This is a genomic window from Intrasporangium sp. Soil_C_50, from assembly GCF_057656595.1.
On sequence record NZ_JBDGKB010000001.1, the window covers coordinates 627,844 to 644,810 of the forward strand.

14 protein-coding genes and 1 tRNA gene are annotated in these 16,967 nt (G+C 72.3%); 7 read left to right on the forward strand and 8 right to left on the reverse strand.

Translation table 11 applies throughout. The features are described from left to right. Position 1: 1 nt before the first annotated feature. The 5 genes from thrC to AC3A5R_RS03000 form a co-directional block, all read right to left on the reverse strand. Positions 2 to 1,096, reverse strand: a complete 1,095-nt coding sequence (gene thrC, locus AC3A5R_RS02980) for a threonine synthase (RefSeq protein ID WP_487619284.1) — start codon at positions 1,094 to 1,096, stop codon at positions 2 to 4. Then, positions 1,096 to 2,412, reverse strand: coding sequence for a homoserine dehydrogenase (locus AC3A5R_RS02985; RefSeq protein ID WP_487619285.1), 1,317 nt, complete (start codon positions 2,410 to 2,412; stop codon positions 1,096 to 1,098). Before AC3A5R_RS02985 ends, thrC begins: the two co-directional genes overlap by 1 nt. A gap of 84 nt (positions 2,413 to 2,496) precedes the next feature. Continuing rightward, on the reverse strand, positions 2,497 to 3,915 hold the full coding sequence (lysA, locus tag AC3A5R_RS02990) for a diaminopimelate decarboxylase (RefSeq protein ID WP_487619286.1): 1,419 nt from the start codon (positions 3,913 to 3,915) through the stop codon (positions 2,497 to 2,499). Positions 3,916 to 3,917: 2 nt separating this feature from the next. After that, complete coding sequence (locus AC3A5R_RS02995) at positions 3,918 to 4,712, reverse strand: DALR anticodon-binding domain-containing protein (RefSeq protein WP_487619287.1); 795 nt, start codon at positions 4,710 to 4,712, stop codon at positions 3,918 to 3,920. A gap of 302 nt (positions 4,713 to 5,014) precedes the next feature. After that, positions 5,015 to 5,086, reverse strand: a tRNA-Arg gene (locus AC3A5R_RS03000). A 131-nt stretch (positions 5,087 to 5,217) separates the two neighbouring features. Here AC3A5R_RS03000 and AC3A5R_RS03005 point away from each other — a divergent pair. Further along, a complete protein-coding gene (locus tag AC3A5R_RS03005; RefSeq protein WP_487619288.1) occupies positions 5,218 to 5,853 on the forward strand; it encodes an ASCH domain-containing protein in 636 nt (211 codons plus the stop codon). A 4-nt stretch (positions 5,854 to 5,857) separates the two neighbouring features. On the opposite strand, the gene AC3A5R_RS03010 is transcribed toward AC3A5R_RS03005, so the two are convergent. Together AC3A5R_RS03010 and AC3A5R_RS03015 are read right to left on the reverse strand one after the other, a co-directional pair. Next, on the reverse strand, positions 5,858 to 6,895 hold the full coding sequence (locus AC3A5R_RS03010) for a hemolysin family protein (protein WP_487619289.1): 1,038 nt from the start codon (positions 6,893 to 6,895) through the stop codon (positions 5,858 to 5,860). Then, positions 6,892 to 8,271, reverse strand: a complete 1,380-nt coding sequence (locus AC3A5R_RS03015; protein ID WP_487619290.1) for a hemolysin family protein — start codon at positions 8,269 to 8,271, stop codon at positions 6,892 to 6,894. The genes AC3A5R_RS03010 and AC3A5R_RS03015 overlap by 4 nt, the downstream gene beginning before the upstream one ends. A 292-nt stretch (positions 8,272 to 8,563) precedes the next feature. On the opposite strand from AC3A5R_RS03015, the gene AC3A5R_RS03020 reads away from it, so the two are divergent. From AC3A5R_RS03020 to AC3A5R_RS03040, 5 genes are all read left to right on the forward strand, one after another. Beyond that, positions 8,564 to 9,694, forward strand: a complete 1,131-nt coding sequence (locus AC3A5R_RS03020; protein ID WP_487619291.1) for an ABC transporter ATP-binding protein — start codon at positions 8,564 to 8,566, stop codon at positions 9,692 to 9,694. After that, complete coding sequence (locus tag AC3A5R_RS03025) at positions 9,691 to 10,494, forward strand: ABC transporter permease (protein ID WP_487619292.1); 804 nt, start codon at positions 9,691 to 9,693, stop codon at positions 10,492 to 10,494. Before AC3A5R_RS03020 ends, AC3A5R_RS03025 begins: the two co-directional genes overlap by 4 nt. 189 nt (positions 10,495 to 10,683) lie before the next feature. Then, complete coding sequence (locus AC3A5R_RS03030) at positions 10,684 to 14,556, forward strand: multifunctional oxoglutarate decarboxylase/oxoglutarate dehydrogenase thiamine pyrophosphate-binding subunit/dihydrolipoyllysine-residue succinyltransferase subunit (protein ID WP_487619293.1); 3,873 nt, start codon at positions 10,684 to 10,686, stop codon at positions 14,554 to 14,556. Positions 14,557 to 14,696: 140 nt separating this feature from the next. Then, positions 14,697 to 14,873, forward strand: coding sequence for a DUF6104 family protein (locus tag AC3A5R_RS03035; protein WP_207555675.1), 177 nt, complete (start codon positions 14,697 to 14,699; stop codon positions 14,871 to 14,873). Between the two features lie 3 nt (positions 14,874 to 14,876). Beyond that, complete coding sequence (locus AC3A5R_RS03040) at positions 14,877 to 15,662, forward strand: GDSL-type esterase/lipase family protein (RefSeq protein ID WP_487619294.1); 786 nt, start codon at positions 14,877 to 14,879, stop codon at positions 15,660 to 15,662. A 182-nt stretch (positions 15,663 to 15,844) separates the two neighbouring features. Here the strand turns inward: AC3A5R_RS03040 and AC3A5R_RS03045 are convergent, their stop codons facing one another. Then, positions 15,845 to 16,330, reverse strand: coding sequence for a hypothetical protein (locus AC3A5R_RS03045; RefSeq protein WP_487619295.1), 486 nt, complete (start codon positions 16,328 to 16,330; stop codon positions 15,845 to 15,847). Positions 16,331 to 16,641: 311 nt separating this feature from the next. On the opposite strand from AC3A5R_RS03045, the gene AC3A5R_RS03050 reads away from it, so the two are divergent. Continuing rightward, positions 16,642 to 16,890: a WhiB family transcriptional regulator gene (locus AC3A5R_RS03050; RefSeq protein ID WP_013493302.1), complete on the forward strand. Its 249-nt coding sequence runs from the start codon at positions 16,642 to 16,644 to the stop codon at positions 16,888 to 16,890. Positions 16,891 to 16,967 lie beyond the last annotated feature (77 nt).

A 16,967-nucleotide genomic window follows, 5' to 3' on the forward strand; every position in this document is an offset into this window, starting at 1 on the left:
CTCAGTCCTCGAGGCCGAGGGCCCGGGCGGCGCTCACGGCGTCGACGGGCACCCGCACCGGCGTCACGTCGCGGCCGTCGGCGGTGCGCAGCGCCCACTGCGGGTCCTTGAGCCCGTGACCGGTGACGGTGCAGACGATGCGCGCGCCGGCCGGCACGAGCCCCGCCTCGTGGCACGCGAGGAGCCCCGCGACCGACGCCGCGGAACCGGGCTCGACGAAGACGCCCTCCTGGGCGGAGAGGAACCGGTGCGCGGCGAGGATCTGCTCGTCGGTGACGGCGTCGATGCGGCCGCCGGACTCGTCACGGGCAGCGACGGCCTGCTCCCACGACGCCGGGTTGCCGATGCGGATCGCCGTGGCGATCGTCTCGGGCTCGTCCACGGGGTGGCCGAGCACGATCGGCGCGGCGCCGGCGGCCTGGAAGCCCCACATGACGGGCAGGTGCGTGGCCGGCCCGGCCGGGGCATCGGTGACGGGCGTCGCGAGGTACTCGCGGTAGCCCTTCCAGTACGCCGTGATGTTGCCGGCGTTGCCGACCGGCAGGCAGTGGATGTCGGGGGCGTCGCCGAGCGCGTCGACCACCTCGAACGAGGCGGTCTTCTGGCCCTCGATGCGGGCCGGGTTGACCGAGTTGACGAGCTCGACCGGGTAGGCCTCGGCGAGCTTGCGGGCCAGCGTGAGGCAGTCGTCGAAGTTGCCCTCGACCTGCAGGAGGGTCGCGCCGTGGGCGATGGCCTGGCTCAGCTTGCCCATGGCGATCTTGCCGTCGGGCACGAGGACGCCACACGTCATGCCGGCCTTGGTGGCGTAGGCCGCGGCGGACGCGCTCGTGTTGCCGGTGCTCGCGCAGATGACGGCCTTCGCGCCCTTCTTCGCCGCCATGCTGATCGCGGCGGTCATGCCGCGGTCCTTGAAGGAGCCGGTCGGGTTGAGGCCCTCGTACTTGAGGTGCACCTCGGCGCCGACGCGCGCGGACAGCTTCTCGGCGGGGATGAGCGGCGTGCCGCCCTCGCGGAGGGTCACGACGGGCGCGCCCTCGAGCATCGGCAGCCGGTCGGCGTACTCGGGGATCACGCCCCGCCACTGGTGGGCCATCAGGAACCTTCCACGCGCATCACGGAGTTGACGCCACGCACGACGTCGAGGGTGCGCAGCGCGTCGACGGTGGCCGACAGGGCTGCGTCGCTCGCGGTGTGCGTGACGATGATGAGGGTGGCGCGGGCCCCCTGACCGTCCTCGTCGCGGACGAGCTGCTGGCGGACGGTCTCGATGGAGACGTCCTGGTCGGCGAACGCGGCGGCGACCTGGGCGAGGACACCCGAGCGGTCGGCCACCTCGAGGCTGATGTGGTAGCGCGTCTGCGCCTGTCCCATCGGCAGGACGGGCAGGTCGGCGTAGGTCGACTCCCCCGGCCCGAGCCCTCCCCCGACGCGGTGGCGGGCCACGGCGACGATGTCGCCGAGCACGGCCGAGGCGGTCGGGTCGCCGCCCGCTCCCTTGCCGTAGAACATGAGCTGGCCAGCGGCGTCGGCCTCGACGAAGACGGCGTTGAACGCCTCGCGGACTCCGGCCAGCGGGTGGGTGCGCGGGATCATCGCCGGGTGGACGCGGACGCTGACGCCGTCGGCGGTGCGCTCGCAGATCGCGAGCAGCTTGACGACGGCGTCCATCTCGCGGGCCGCCGCGACGTCGGCCGCCGTGACCTCGGTGATCCCCTCGCGGTGCACGTCGGTGCCGCCCACCCGGGTGTGGAAGGCGAGCGAGGCGAGGATCGCTGCCTTGGCGGCGGCGTCGAAGCCCTCGACGTCGGCGGTCGGGTCGGCCTCGGCGTAGCCGAGCGACTGGGCCTGCTCGACCGCGTCGGCGAAACCGGCCCCGGTGGTGTCCATCTTGTCGAGCACGTAGTTCGTCGTGCCGTTGACGATGCCGAGGACCTTGGTCACCTCGTCGCCGGCGAGCGACTCGCGCAGCGGCCGCAGCAGCGGGATCGCACCGGCCACGGCCGCCTCGTAGTAGAGGTCGACGCCGTGCTCGGCGGCCGCGGCGTAGAGCGTCGGGCCGTCCTCGGCGAGCAGCGCCTTGTTGGCGGTGACGACGGACGCGCCGTGCTCCATGGCGCGCAGGATGAGCGAGCGGGCCGGCTCGATGCCGCCGATGACCTCGACGACGACGTCGGCGCGCGTCACGAGGTCCTCGGCGTCGGTCGTGAAGAGGGCGGGGTCGACGCCGAGCTCGGACCGGTCACGACCGGCACGGCGCACGGCGATGCCCGCGATCTCGAGCGGCGCGCCCACGCGGGCGGCCATGTCGTCGGCGTGCTCGGTGAGCAGCCGCGCGACGGCTCCGCCGACGACGCCGGCCCCGAGCAGGGCGACGCGCAACGGCTTCCGGTCACTCACAGCGCTGTCCACCGTGCGAATCCTGCCGTGTGTCCGGGTGCTGGACGGCCATTGTTTCGCGATCCGGACACGAGCGGCGCAGGATCTGCTGGCCCATCAGACGTCGAGGGCGAGGAGGTCGTCGACCGTCTCGCGCCGCACGATGACCCGCGCGGCGCCGTCGCGGACCGCGACAACCGGGGGCCGGGGCGTGTGGTTGTACTGGCTGGACAGGGACCGGCAGTAGGCACCCGTGCCGGGGACCGCGATGAGGTCGCCGGCCGTCACGTCGGCGGGGACGAACTCGTCCTTGACGACGATGTCGCCGCTCTCGCAGTGCTTCCCGACGACGCGCCCGAGAACCGGCGGCGCCGTGGAGGCCCGGCCGGCGACGGTGCACGAGTAGTTGGCGTCGTAGAGCGCCGTCCGGACGTTGTCGCTCATCCCGCCGTCGACGGACACGTAGACGCGTCGGGCGCCGCCATCGAGGTCGACCGGCTTGACGGTGCCGACCTCGTAGAGCGTGAAGGTGCTCGGACCGGCGATGGCCCGGCCCGGCTCGATGGAGATGCGCGGCACCGCGACGTCGTCGGCCCGGCACTCGCGCTCGACGATCTCGGCCATGCCGGCCGCGAGGTGCTTCGGGGACAGCGGGTCGTGCTCGGTGGTGTAGGCGATGCCGAAGCCGCCCCCGAGGTCGAGCTCGGGCAGCTCGACGCCGAGCTCGCGGGCCACCTGGGTGTGCAGGCCGAGGATGCGCCGGGCCGACACCTCGAAGCCGGACGTGTCGAAGATCTGCGAGCCGATGTGGCTGTGCAGCCCGAGCAGCCGGAGGTGCTCGGAGCGGTCGAGGATGCGCCGAACCGCCTCGAACGCCTGGCCGCCGGACAGCGAGAGCCCGAACTTCTGGTCCTCGTGGGCCGTCGCGATGAACTCGTGGGTGTGGGCCTCGACGCCCACCGTGACGCGCACGAGGACGGGCGCGACGACGCCGAGCTCGGCTGCGACGCCGGCGACGCGCTCGATCTCGTCGAAGGAGTCGACGACGATCCGACCGACGCCGTGCTCGAGGGCCTGACGGATCTCGGCGAGGCTCTTGTTGTTGCCGTGCAGGCCGATCCGCTCCCCCGGCACGCCCGCCCGGATCGCGACGGCGAGCTCGCCGCCGGTGCAGACGTCGAGGTGCAGCCCCTCCTGGTGGATCCACCGCGCCACCTCGGTGCAGAGGAACGCCTTGCCGGCGTAGTACACGTCGGCCCCGCCACAGAGGTCGTCGAAGACCTCGGCGTAGGTCTGCTTGAACTCCCTTGCGCGGGAGCGGAAGTCGTCCTCGTCGATGACATAGGCGGGGGTGCCGAACTCGCGGGCGAGGTCGACCACGGACACCCCACCCACCGTGAGCGCGCCGTCGGACCCGCGGCCCACTGACGAGGCCCACAGCGAGGGCACGAGGGCGTTGACGTCGACGGGGGTCTGGAGCCACGCGGGGCCGCGGTAGCCCTCGGCGTGGAGCGCTCCGGCTTCGTGTGCGCGCATCCCTACATCCTTTCCGGGGCCGCCGCACCGAGGCGGCCGAGTCCATTGCGCAAGACGATGCGCGCGGCATCGGCGAGCGCGAGTCGCGCCCCGTGGACGCCGGCGATCGGGGCACCGACGACGAGGGGGCGCAGGGGGTGGTCCCACGCGTCGGCGAGGCCTCCGAGCTCGCCGAGCGCACGCACCTGGGCGGCCGTGTCGCCGCGGTGGTGCTCGAGCCGCTGCGGCAGGTCGGCGAGGGCGACGAGCAGGTGTCGCTCGGTGACGTGGGTCAGGACCTCCGGGCGGGTCGAGGCGCGGACCTGCACACCGGCGGCCTCGGCGTTGCGCACGAGCCGGCACAGCCGCGCGTGGGCCAGCTGGACGGCGCGCAGCGGGTCGGTGGCGTCGCGCTGCCCCGGCCGCTCCGTGACCTCGACGTGGGCGGTGCCGTGCGGGCAGGCGTAGGTGTCGGCCTCGGCCCGGACGACCTCGATGATCGCGGCGCGGTCGGCGTCCTCGAGCGTCAGGGCGATGAGGCCCGTCGGGGTCACCTCGACCGCCGACACCGGACGCTGCTCGACCATCCCCTGCGCCAGGGTGCGGGCGAGGTCGCGGGGCACCAGGTCGAGCTGCGGGGCCCAGCGCTGCGCGACGGGCGTGACCCAGTCGGCGACGACCCCGGCGGCCCTGGGGTCGGCCGGGCGGAACAGCGGCCCGGCGGGTGGGCCGGCCTCGGCCTCGTCGGGCAGCTCGCCGGTGCGCGCGGCCCGCGCCGCGACCTCGGTGAGGAGGGCGCGCAGCTGCTCCGGCGTCATGCCGCCGAGTCTACGAGCCGGCCCGGCGACACACGCCGGGTGGCTGCCCGGCCACCCGACGACTGCCCGGCGACCGCACGACTGCCCGGCGACTGCACGTCTGCGCCGGCATGCCGCACCAGTCATGCCGACGGCGAGCAGTCGGCCGAGGACAGGGCACTCGCTCACCGGCGGGAGCCCCCGGCAGGACTCCGACGTCCTCCTCGCTCCGCGGAGGACCTCTCCCCGAAGCGGCCGGGGCACGCGAAAGGGCCCAGACGTTGACCGCGCTTCGCGTCGGTCAAGGTCTGGGCCCTGGAGCGTGCCCCCGGCAGGATTCGAACCTGCGCTCCCGCCTCCGGAGGGCGGTGCTCTATCCCCTGAGCTACGGGGGCGACACACGCACTTTCGTGCGCCCGGTGAGAGTAGCAGTCCGGGTGACGGCTCCGTGAATCACCCCGAGCCACGGATCACGCACGCGCTGAGAGGTGCGCGCGACAGCCGATGCGTCTGCGAGGCTGAGCCCGTGCTCATCTCGAAACCAGTGGCCGCGGGCATCCGCGCCGGCACGGTCACCCAGGCGTTCCGACGCTGGGACGCCCCGCGCGTCAAGGTCGGCGGGACGCAGCTGACCTCCGCCGGCGTCGTCCGTTTCGAGGCCGTGACGCTCGTGCGCGACGTCAGCCGTCTCACCGAGCGTTACGCCCGCCGGGCCGGGGTCAAGGACCTCCGGACGCTGCTTCGGGCCCTGGAGCAGAAGGAGCGCACGCCGTCGCCGCGCGGCAGCAAGGGGGGCGACAAGGTGTACCGCGTCCGCCTCTCGTGGGCCGGCGAGGACCCCCGGCTCGCCCTGCGCGACGCGCTCCCCGACGCCGCCGCGCTCGAGGACCTCGGTCGGCGCCTCGACCGGCTCGACGCCCGCCCGAGCGGTCCCTGGACCCGCGAGATCCTCGAGTGGATCCGCGACAACCCGCACGTCGTGGCCCGGGAGCTGGCAGCGCGGCGCGAGGTCGACCTGCTGCCGATGAAGGTCGACATCCGCAAGCTCAAGGCACTCGGTCTGACGATCAGCCACGAGGTCGGCTACGAGCTCGCCCCACGCGGGCAGGCCTACCTCGACTGGCGGGCCGCCCACGACGACGAGGAGCAAGGCGACGCCTGACGCGTCAGCGCTGCGTCGTGTCGGTGACCTCGCCGACGAGCTCCTCGAGGACGTCCTCGAGGAAGACGACCCCGGTGACCCGCGCGCCCTCGTCGATGACCCGGGCCAGGTGCGCGCCGGTCAGCTGCATCGTGGCGAGCACGTCCTCGACCTCGTCGCCCTCGCGCACGGTCGCCAGCCGCCGGACACGCTTGGGCGGCACCGGCTGCTCGTGCCGCTCGTCGTCGGCGTAGAGGATGTCCTTGAGGTGGATGTAGCCGGCGAGCTCGCCGGCGGCGTCGCGCACCGGGTAGCGGCTGAACCCGTGCCGGGCCACGAGCCGCTCGATGTCGGCCGGCGTGGCACCGAGCTCGACGGTCGTCAGCGCGTCGGCGGCCACCGCGACGTCGGCGGCCAGCTTGTCGGAGAACTCGAGCGTCTTGGTGACGAGTCCGTGCCGTTCCTCCTCGATGAGGCCCTCGCGGCGGGACTCCCCGACGATGTGGGCGACCTCCTCGACCGTGAAGGCCGAGGTCAGCTCGTCCTTCGGCTCGACCTTGAGCAGGCGCACGAGGGCCTTGGCCGTGGCCTCCATGGCCGCGACGATGTGCCGGAGCGTGCGGGCGATGAAGAAGAGCGGCGGCACGAGGACGAGCGCGGCCCGGTCGGGCCCGGCGATGGCGAGGTTCTTCGGGATCATCTCGCCGACGACGACGTGCAGGTAGCTGACGATGAGCAGCGCGAGCGCCAGGGCGACGCCACTGGCCCACGCGTCGGAGAGACCGACGGAGTGGAAGACCGGCTCGAGCAGGTGGTGCAGCGCCGCCTCGGCGAGCGCACCGAGGCCGACCGAGCACACGGTGATGCCGAGCTGGGCGGTGACGAGCATCGAGCCGAGGCGCTCGAGGGCCTGCAGGCAGGACGCGGCGCGCTTGCTGCCGCCCTCGGCGAGCGGCTCGAGCGTGGACCGGCGCACGGTCATGGCCGCGAACTCGGCGCCGACGAAGAACGCATTGCCGAAGAGGAGGAACAGCGAGACGACGTAGACCCAGGCCCCGCTCACGAGCGCCCCTCCCCCGCAAAGGAACCCGACGCGTCGGGCGCGTCGGGCACGCCCTCCGCGCGACCGCGGTCCGGCATCGAGTCGGGGTCGGGCACGAAGCGCAGCCGGTCGACCCGGCGTCCCTCCATGCCGACGACGTTGATCCGCCAGCCCGGGAGGTGGACGGTGTCGCCGACGGCCGGGACGCGTCCGAGCGCGGCCATGACGAAGCCGCCCATCGTCTCGTACGCGGGCCCGTCGGGCACGTCGGCGTCGAAGGCGTCGCGCACCTCGTCGGGGCGCCAGAGCCCAGGCACGGTCCACGACCCGTCGAGCAGCTCGCGGCCGCTCTGACGGCTGCGGTCGTGCTCGTCGGACACCTCGCCGACGATCTCCTCGACGACGTCCTCGAGGGTGACGATCCCCGACGTGCCGCCGTACTCGTCCACGACGACGGCCATCTGGAAGCCGCCCTCGCGCAGCTGGCGCAGGAGGGGGTCGAGGCGGATCGTCTCGGGCACGACGAGGCGGTCGGACATCAGCGCCGACACCGGCACGTCCTTGCGCCGCTCGTGCGGCACGGCCATCGCCTTCTTGACGTGGACGACGCCGTCGACGTCGTCCCAGTCGTCGCCGAGCACGGGAAAGCGCGAGAAGCCGGTGCGACGCGAGAGGCGCAGGACGTCGTCGGCCGACTCGTCGCGGTGGATCCCGGTGCAGCGCACCCGAGGCGTCATGACGTCGTCGGCGGTGCGCTCGCCGAAGCCGAGCGAACGGGTGAGCATCCGGGCCGTCGTCTGGTCGAGGGTGCCGGCCTCGGCGGACCGCTGGACGAGGCTGGCGAGCTCCTGCGGGGTGCGCGCGCCGGAGAGCTCCTCCTGCGGCTCGATGCCGACCGATCGCAGGAACCTGTTGGCCGACCCGTTGAGCACGACGATGAGCGGCTTGGCCAGGGCGGCGAAGACGCGGACCGGCAGGGCGACCACCTTGGCCGTCGCGAGCGGGACGGAGATGCCGAGGAACTGCGGAAGCAGCTCACCGAAGATCATCGAGAAGACGGTGGCGAGCACGAGCGCGATGGCGCTCGACAGGGCCTGGACGGCGCCGGCCCCGAGCCCGAGGCTCGTCAGCGGACCGGAGACGAGCTGGCCGATCGAGGGCTCGGCGAGGTAGCCGACGACCAGGGTCGTGATGGTGATGCCGACCTGGGCCGCCGACAGCTGCGTCGAGAGCTGCTTGAGCGACTGGAGCACGACGCGGGCGCGGGAGTCGCCCTCGTCGATGGCGCGCTGCACGGTCGGCCGGTCGAGGGCGACGAGGGAGAACTCGGCCGCGACGAACACGGCCGTCCCCGCGGTGAGCAGCACCGCCCCGAGGACGAGGAGCCACTCGGTCACGGGCGGTGGCCGTCTTCGTGGGGTGTCATGGTCCGTCCACCCTATCGAGGACACGGGCGCGGTCGACGTCCGTGCCGGAGGGCTCCCGAGTCTGGCGAGGGTGACCGCCGCCCACCGGTGGTGGCCGCCGTCGCGCGCCGCACGGCTCGACTGCGGCCCGGACGATCGCCCTCTTGGCGGGGGCGTCACGGCCCCGCACGATGCTGTGGTTGAGTGGGCGCCAGACGCGGGGTCGGGTCGGCGCGACGGGAGCGCGACGGACGCCACGCGCCGGACACGAAGGGAGCGTGCGGTGGGTGCACGTCCGGGTTTCACCGGGACCATCGAGGTGCGCGGGCTGACGAAGCGGTTCGGCTCCTTCACGGCCGTCGACCACCTCGACCTCGACGTCGAGCCGGGCCGGATCACCGGGTTCCTCGGCCCGAACGGCAGCGGCAAGACGACGACCCTGCGGATGCTCCTCGGCCTGATCCGGCCGACCGCCGGCACCGCGACGATCGACGGACGGCGCTACGTCGACATCCCCAACCCCCTGGCCGTCGTCGGCTCGGCGCTCGAGGCGACGAACTTCCATCCCGGCCGCAGCGGGCGCGACCACCTGCGCGTCCAGGCGTCGGTCGCCGGGGTGCCCAGCCGACGCGTAGACGAGCTGCTCGAGCTCGTCGGCATCCCGGCGGCCGCCCGCAAGCGCGCCGGCGGCTACTCGATGGGCATGCGCCAACGCCTCGGCCTGGCAGCGGCACTCCTCGGCGACCCGCAGGTCGTCATCCTCGACGAGCCGGCCAACGGCCTGGACCCCGAGGGCATCCGCTGGCTGCGCGGCTTCCTGCGCCACCTGGCCGGCGAGGGCAAGACGCTGCTCATCTCGAGCCACATGCTCTCGGAGGTCGAGCAGACGGTCGACGACGTCGTCATCATCGCCAACGGCCGACGCGTCGCCCAGGGCACCGTCGCCGAGCTGCGCGGTGAGCCCACCGCGTTCGTGCGCACGTCCGACCCCGACCGCCTCGCGGGCGCCCTGCGCAGCCGCGGGCTGCGCGTCGACGCCGTCGACGGCCGCGCGGCCCTGCGCGTCACGACACAGGACCTGCAGGTCGTCGGCGACGTCGCCCACGCCAGCGACGTCGCGATCCACGAGCTGCGCGGCGAGCAGACCCACCTCGAGGAGCTCTTCTTCAACCTCACCGAGTCGGGCGAGCACCGCAACCGCAACCTCGGTGACGGCACCGCTGCCCCCGCGACCACCTCCTCCGGCGTCCCCCGCGACGTTCCCTCCGCGGCAGACGTGCCACCCGACCTGCCGCCCCCGAGCGGACCTCCGGTCGAGCACGTGCCACCGCCCGCCGCGTCAGGCGCACCGGGCGACTCGGGCACGTCGGGGCCGTGGGCGCCCGACGCCCGACGGGAGGGAGAGGCCCGATGACCGCCGCGATCCGCTCCGAGTTCCGCAAGTTCTTCACGACCCGCCTGTGGTGGGGCATGGCCATCGCCATCGCCGTCGCCGGCGCGGCCTTCGCCGTGCTCTTCGCCTTCGTCTTCACCAGCAACGCCATCCGCGGGCCCCAGGCCGCCGCGGTGCCGCGCACCGACCTCGCCCTGGCCAAGGCCGTGTTCACCGGCGGCATCCAGGTCGGCTACCTGCTCACCCTCGCCATCGGCGTCATGACGATCGGCTCGGAGTACCGGCACAAGACGATCACCGCGACCTTCCTGGCCACCCCCCGCCGCGGTCGGGTCATGGCCGCCAAGGTGGTCTCGCTCCTCGCGATCGGCGCGTTCTACGGGGTGCTGTCCCTGGCCGGTTCCGTCGCGGCCGGCACCCTCGTGCTCCGGTCCAAGGGCCACGAGCCCTTCGCCGACCCGGCCATCTGGCGCACGCTGGCCCTGTCGCTGCTCGTCCTCGGGCTCTGGGCCCTCATCGGCCTCGGCGCCGGCATCCTCATCCCGAACCAGGTGGCCGCGCTGCTCATCTCGGTCGCGGTGGCCTGGCTCGTCGAGCCGGTCCTCAGCCTCGTGCTGGCCCTGACCGACTGGGGCAAGGCCATCGCGCCGTACCTGCCGAGCCGAGCCACGGCGGCGATGCTCGACACGTCCGGCGGCGGCTTCAACGGAGAGGTGCTCGAGCAGCTGTCGTGGTGGGCGGGGGCGCTCGTCCTCGCCGGCTACGCCGCCCTCATGGCCGGCCTCGGCACGTGGCGCACGGTGCGCAGCGACATCAGCTGACGCGTCCGGGCCGGTGACGGCGCACGGGGTCCGGCACGCAGGATCGGTGCCGGATCGCAACGTGACGAAGGCCTCGTCACCATCCCGGCTCGACATCCGAACCCATGTCCGGTATCCGAGCGCGCGGGTCTAGGCTTGACCCCTGTTAGGCACCGACGCACCCCAGCCAACGAAAGAGGCGCATTCGCCGTGTCCGATCAGTCCACGTCCGGAGACCCGATCGCAGCATTCGGTCCGAACGAATGGCTCGTCGACGAGCTCTACCAGCAGTTCCTGACGGACAAGCAGTCCGTCGACAAGGCCTGGTGGGGGTTCTTCGAGGACTACCGCCCCGGGGACACGGACGCGAACGGTGCCACGACGCCCACCCCGAAGGCCCAGCCGGCTCCCGCTGCCCCGGCAGCAGCTCCCGCAGCGCCGGCCGCCCCGGCGACCAACGGCGCGACGAACGGCGCCCCCGCGACGGCCGCCCCCGCGGCCGAGAAGCCGACAGCCCCCGCACCCGCCTCAGCCAAGGCCGAGCCGAAGCAGGAGGCCAAGGCCGAGCCCAAGACCGAGCCCAAGACCGAGCCCAAGACCGAGCCGGTCGCCGCCGAGACGCCCAAGCCGCGCGACATCCCCGCGGTCAAGGAGACCGGCCCGGTCAACGAGGACGAGGTCGTCCCGCTGCGCGGCGCCCCCTCGCGCGTCGTCGCCAACATGGAGACGTCCCTCACCGTCCCGACCGCCACGAGCGTGCGTGCCGTGCCGGCCAAGCTGCTCATCGACAACCGCGTCGTCATCAACAACCACCTGGCCCGCTCGCGCGGCGGCAAGGTCAGCTTCACCCACATCATCGGCTTCGCCATGGTCAAGGCCATCGCGCTCATGCCGGAGATGAACAACGGCTTCACCGAGGTGAACGGCAAGCCCGCCCTCGTGCGCCCCGCCCACGTCAACTTCGGCCTGGCCATCGACCTCGCCAAGGACGACGGCAGCCGCACCCTCGTCGTGCCCTCGATCAAGTCGGCCGAGGAGATGGACTTCGTCCACTTCTGGACCGCCTACGAGGACCTCGTCCGCAAGGCCCGCGGCAACAAGCTGACCGTCGAGGACTTCCAGGGCACGACGATCTCGCTGACCAACCCCGGCGGCATCGGCACCGTCCACTCGGTGCCGCGCCTCATGAAGGGCCAGGGCGCCATCATCGGCGTCGGCGCCCTCGAGTACCCGGCCGAGTGGCAGGGCGCGAGCAACGAGACGCTCAACCGCAACGCCGTGAGCAAGATCCTCACGCTCACCTCGACCTACGACCACCGGATCATCCAGGGCGCCCAGAGCGGCGAGTTCCTCCGGATCATCCACGAGCTGCTCCTCGGCAAGAACGCGTTCTACGACGAGATCTTCGAGTCGCTGCGCATCCCCTACGAGCCGGTCCGCTGGATCCAGGACATCGACTCCTCGCACGACGACGACATCAACAAGGTCGCGCGCGTCCAGGAGCTCATCCACGCCTACCGCGTCCGCGGCCACCTCATGGCCGACACCGACCCGCTCGAGTACAAGCAGCGTCGCCACCACGACCTCGACGTCACGACGCACGGGCTGACCCTGTGGGACCTCGACCGGACCTTCGCCACCGGCGGGTTCGGCGGAGCGCCGTTCCTCAAGCTGCGCAAGATCCTCGGCATCCTGCGCGACTCGTACTGCCGCACCGTCGGCATCGAGTACATGCACATCCAGGACCCCGAGCAGCGCAAGTGGATCCAGGACAAGGTCGAGCGGCCCTACGAGAAGGCCAACCGCGACGAGCAGATGCGGATCATGCGCCGCCTCAACGCTGCCGAGGCCTTCGAGACGTTCCTGCAGACGAAGTTCGTCGGCCAGAAGCGCTTCTCCCTCGAGGGTGGCGAGTCGGTCATCGCCCTGCTCGACCGGATCCTGTGCCGTGCCGCGAGCGAGGACCTCGACGAGGTCTGCATCGGCATGCCGCACCGTGGACGCCTCAACGTGCTGGCCAACATCGCCGGCAAGTCCTACGGCCAGATCTTCCGCGAGTTCGAGGGCACCCAGGACCCGAAGTCGGTCCAGGGCTCGGGCGACGTCAAGTACCACCTCGGCACCGAGGGCGAGTTCGTCGCCGAGGACGGCAGCAAGACGAAGGTCTACCTCGCGGCCAACCCCTCGCACCTCGAGGCCGTCAACCCGGTGCTCGAGGGCATCGTCCGCGCCAAGCAGGACCGCCTCAACCTCGCCGGCGAGGCCTTCACCGTCCTGCCCGTGCTCATGCACGGCGACGCCGCGTTCGCCGGCCAGGGCGTCGTGGCCGAGACGCTCAACCTCAGCCAGCTGCGCGGCTACCGCACCGGCGGAACGATCCACGTCGTCATCAACAACCAGGTCGGCTTCACGACGTCGCCGAGCAGCTCGCGCTCGTCGGTGTACGCCACCGACGTCGCGCGGATGATCCAGGCGCCGATCTTCCACGTCAACGGCGACGACCCGGAGGCGTGCGTGCGCGTCGCCGAGCTCGCCTACGACTTCCGCCAGGCGTTCAACAAGGACGTCGTCGTCGACATGATCTGCTACCGCCGTCGCGGGCACAACGAGGGCGACGACCCGTCGATGACCCAGCCGCTCATGTACAACCTCATCGAGGCCAAGCGCTCGGTGCGCAAGCTCTACACCGAGTCGCTCATCGGCCGCGGCGACATCAGCGTCGAGGACGCCGAGGCCGCGCTGCGCGACTACCAGCAGCAGCTCGAGCGCGTCTTCATCGAGACGCGCGAGGCGAAGAAGAGCGCCGCCGCGGCCGCGGCGGCCCAGTCCGACGCCGACAGCGACGCCCCCGACAACGCCGGCCTCGAGCGTCCCACCGCCCAGGTGCAGGACGACGCGCGCCCGGTGCGCTCGGCCACCGACACCGGCGTCGCGGCCGCCGAGCTCGTCCACATCGGCGAGACCTTCGCCAACCCGCCGCAGGGCTTCACGATCCACCCGAAGCTCAAGCAGCTCATGGACAAGCGCGCCCAGATGGTCCACGACGGCGGCATCGACTGGCCGATGGCCGAGCTGCTCGCCTTCGGCACCCTCCTCAAGGAGGGCACGCCGATCCGCCTCGCCGGCCAGGACAGCCGCCGCGGCACGTTCGTCCAGCGCCACGCGGTGCTCATCGACAAGGACAACGCGGAGGAGTGGACGCCACTGCTCTACCTCGGCGAGGGCCAGGCCCGGTTCTGGGTCTACGACTCGCTGCTGTCGGAGTACGCGGCCATGGGCTTCGAGTACGGCTACTCGGTCGAGCGCCCGGACGCCCTCGTCCTCTGGGAGGCCCAGTTCGGCGACTTCGGCAACGGCGCCCAGACCATCGTCGACGAGTTCATCTCGAGCTCGGAGCAGAAGTGGGGCCAGCGCAGCTCGGTCGTGCTCCTGCTCCCCCACGGCTACGAGGGTCAGGGGCCGGACCACAGCTCGGCGCGCATCGAGCGCTACCTGCAGCTCTGCGCCGAGAACAACATGACGGTCGCCTACCCGTCGACCGCGGCGAGCTACTTCCACCTGCTGCGTCGCCAGGCCTACAACCGTCCGCGCACCCCGCTCGTCGTCTTCACCCCGAAGTCGATGCTGCGCAGCAAGGCGGCGGCGAGCGACGTCGACGCCTTCACGACGGGCGGCTTCCGCCCGGTGCTGCCCGACCACGAGGGCGTCACCGACCAGGTCACCCGCGTGCTCCTCGCCTCCGGCAAGATCGTCCACGAGCTCGACGCCGAGCGCGCCAAGCGCGGCGACCGCTCGACCGCGATCGTCCGCGTCGAGCAGCTCTACCCGATCCCGGTCAAGGAGATCGCCGAGGTCGTCGCCGCCTACCCGGGCGCCGAGCTCGTGTGGGTCCAGGACGAGCCCCGCAACCAGGGCGCCTGGCCGATCATGGCCCAGTGGCTGCACGAGGACCTCTGCGACGTCGGCGAGCAGCGTCCGTGGCGCGTCGTGGCTCGCAAGGCCGCCGCATCGCCCGCGACGGGCTCCTCGAAGAAGCACGCCGTCGAGCAGGCCGAGCTGCTGGCGAAGGCGTTCGACCGCTGAACCGACGCGTCCTGACCAGCCGGGACGGACGCTGCGACCGCGTTCCTCCAGGAGGGCCCCCGCCGACCGTGGCGGGGGCCCTTCGGCCGTTCTCGGCCCGCCTCCGCCGGGCCGTGCGGCGGACGCGATAACCTCCCCACGTGTACTTCACCGACCGGGGCATCGAGGAGCTGGCGGCCCGTCGTGGCGAGGAGGAGGTCACCCTCGAGTGGCTGGCCGAGCAGCTGCGCGTCTTCGTCGACCTCAACCCCGAGTTCGAGGTGCCGGTCGAGCGCCTGGCCACCTGGCTCGCCCGGCTGGACGACGACGAGGACTGATCCGTGACCGACAGCAGCGACAGCGACACCCGCGACCCGTACGGCGTGGGCCCGGCCTACCCCTCGTCGCACACCCAGTTCACCGACTCGACGCCGACGCGGTACCCGGCAGAGGCACCCGAGCCCGTCGAGGCTCCCCCGGTCGAGGAGGCGACGCCGTACTACACGCCGAGCGCCGAGCTGACCGTCTCCGAGGGCGTGCGCGACGTCGGCATGGTCTTCGTCGGCGCGTCGCAGACGGCCGGCTACGGCGACCCCAAGGGCCTCGGATGGGTCGGGCGCGTCGTCGCCCGCACGCAGCACCCCGACCTCGACCTCACGGCCTACAACCTCGGGGTTCGCGGCAACACGTCCGGTGACGTCGTGGCCCGCTGGGGAGCCGAGTGCCACCCGCGCTGGAAGGGCCGCAGCGAGCGTCGGCTCGTGCTGTCGGTCGGCACCAACGACGTGCTGTCGGGCATGACGATGGCCCGCTCGCGGCTCAACCTCGCCAACATCCTCGACGAGGCCACCAACGCCGGCATCGGCGTCTTCGTCGTTGGCCTGTCCCCGACGCTCGACACCGAGCTGAACCGGCGCCTCGAGGCCCTCGCCGAGGCCCAGGCCGACGTCTGCGCCCGCCGCGGCATCACCTACGTCGACTGCTTCCGCCCGCTGGTCACGCACGACCAGTGGATGGCCGACCTCGCGGCGAGCCCCGACCGTGCCCACCCCGGGCAGGCCGGCTACGGGCTCATCGCCTGGCTCGTGCTGCACAACGGCTGGAACGACTGGCTCTCGCTCAGCTGACGGCACCCCGGGGGCGCCCTCGCGCACCCGAACCCCCGCCCGACCCGACGGCGCTCCTCTCGTCGAGTGAGCACGAAACCACACCCGTCACAGGCGCCGAGCGAACGGGTGGGGCTCCTGGGACGGAGTGCTCACTCGACGCGGGAAGGGAGCGGCGACGCTCCCACTTCTGGGCCGCGCGGTCAGTCCTGCTTGTCCCGCTTGTCCTGCTTGTCCTGCTCGTCCTGCTGGTCCTGCTCGTCGTGCTCGTCCGGACTTCCTGCGTCGCGGCGCATCGGCGTCGCGAGTGCGGCACCGATGCTGACGAGCGCCACGGCGGCGACACCGAGCGCCACCGGGGTGCGACCGGCGTCGTGCAGCGACCACGCGACGGGCAGCAGCAGGACGTTCCACAGCAGCGTCGGCGTACGCGGCCAGTCGCGACCCCGGAACCAGCCGCGGGCGAGCAGTCCGAGGCCGACGCCGAAGACGAGGATGAGCAGCCCCGAGGTGACGGCCGTGGTCACGGTCGAGGTGGCCCCCGTGGCGATCTCGTAGGCGAAGAAACCGGCGAAGCCGACGACGACGAGCGCCTCGAGGAGCGTCAGCGCCCCCGCCAGGCGCTGCGACGCGCCCGGGATGGCCGGGCTCGCCGGAGTCGGGGCTGGCGACGGATCGGTGGCACTCACCGCCGCAGCGTACCGAGCCGTCCGTCACAGCCCGAGCGCCGGTCTGGAACTGGGAGGCATCTGCCGATAAGATCAATCCTTGGTGTGATCTGCGCCCGCGGCGTTGAACACGGACATGGATGTTGGTCACACTGGTTCACGGCCTCGACGCGTACGGAACACCTTCGTGCGCGTCGTCGTTGGTCAGGGGGTAACCCTCTGGGACCACCCGCCGAGACCAGGCTCCGACAATGACGATGGCGCCCGAGACCTGCAGCAGGACGGCACCCCGTTCCTGGCTGCCGCAACCAACCTGAAGGAGCAAGATCCGCATGGACTGGCGCGACCGCGCTGCCTGCCTGGATGCCGACCCCGAGCTGTTCTTCCCGATCGGGAACACCGGCCCGGCCATCCTGCAGATCGAGGAGGCCAAGGCCGTGTGCCGGACCTGCCCCGTCATCGACACGTGCCTCAAGTGGGCGCTCGAGACCGGTCAGGACGCCGGCGTCTGGGGCGGGCTCTCCGAGGACGAGCGCCGTGCGCTCAAGCGCCGCAACGCGCGCGCCCGTCGGGCGGGCTGAGGACGGCCGCATCCAGCACCTCAACCCCTCACGCACACCACCGAAGCGAGCCCGGTGACCGTCATGGTCGCCGGGTT

Bases quoted from the DNA above. Each gene is read 5' to 3' on its own strand.
- thrC (WP_487619284.1), bottom strand. From the start codon at position 1,096: ATGGCCCACCAGTGGCGGGGCGTGATCCCCGAGTACGCCGACCGGCTG.
- lysA (WP_487619286.1), bottom strand. From the start codon at position 3,915: ATGCGCGCACACGAAGCCGGAGCGCTCCACGCCGAGGGCTACCGCGGC.
- AC3A5R_RS02995 (WP_487619287.1), bottom strand. From the start codon at position 4,712: ATGACGCCGGAGCAGCTGCGCGCCCTCCTCACCGAGGTCGCGGCGCGG.
- AC3A5R_RS03025 (WP_487619292.1), top strand. From the start codon at position 9,691: ATGACCGCCGCGATCCGCTCCGAGTTCCGCAAGTTCTTCACGACCCGC.
- AC3A5R_RS03050 (WP_013493302.1), top strand. From the start codon at position 16,642: ATGGACTGGCGCGACCGCGCTGCCTGCCTGGATGCCGACCCCGAGCTG.